At 48.0% G+C, this 636-nt stretch carries 1 protein-coding gene; it reads right to left on the bottom strand.

Features of this window, described 5'->3' with window-relative positions:
* Positions 1 to 36: 36 nt before the first annotated feature.
* Positions 37 to 636: aminoglycoside phosphotransferase family protein (locus A3766_RS05700; RefSeq protein WP_156508716.1), on the bottom strand; the 600-nt coding region annotated here is incomplete at its 5' end.

Genomic DNA, 636 nt, shown 5'->3' with positions numbered 1-636 from the left:
TACGCTTGCCAAGGCCTGCTGCAAGAATCATCGCTTTCATGAAGAAGCTCCCAGCTTTTCTGATAGCCCAGGCAATACCCTCTGCTCAAGAAAGTGAGTCAGCTCCTGAAACTCAGGGTAAGCCGCACTGACTTTAACGATATACTGCACCGTTCTTGGAATATCATTCAAATAGCCATGCTTTCCATCTCGCAGGGATAGACGAGCAAAAATACCGGCCGCTTTCAGATGCCGCTGCATGCCCATTAAGTCGAAATCTCGTTTGAACTGTTCAAAGCTCGCTTGTCGCTCAGCCGAATCACTCAATAAGTCGTAAAAGTCTCTGCACCAAGACTCAAGCTGCTCGTTTGGCCAAACGATGTAACAATCACGAAGCAGGGAAACCAGGTCGTAGGTGTTAGGACCTTGCACCGCATCCTGAAAATCGATTATTCCCAGCTCTTCACCAACCACCATCAAATTTCGCGCATGATAGTCACGATGGACAACGACTTGTGGTTGAGCCAAAGCACTTTCTTCCAAAGCATGAAAGCTTGCCTTTAAAAGCTGCCTCTCGTCTTCACTCAAATCAAGACCAAGCTTTTTCTCAAGCAACCAGTCTGGGAACAGGGCCATTTCCCGTTGCAGCAGTGCACT

The organism is Oleiphilus sp. HI0132, assembly GCF_001635845.1.
The sequence above is the reverse complement of the archived record's forward strand: the minus strand, read 5'-3'. Positions and strand labels throughout refer to the sequence as shown.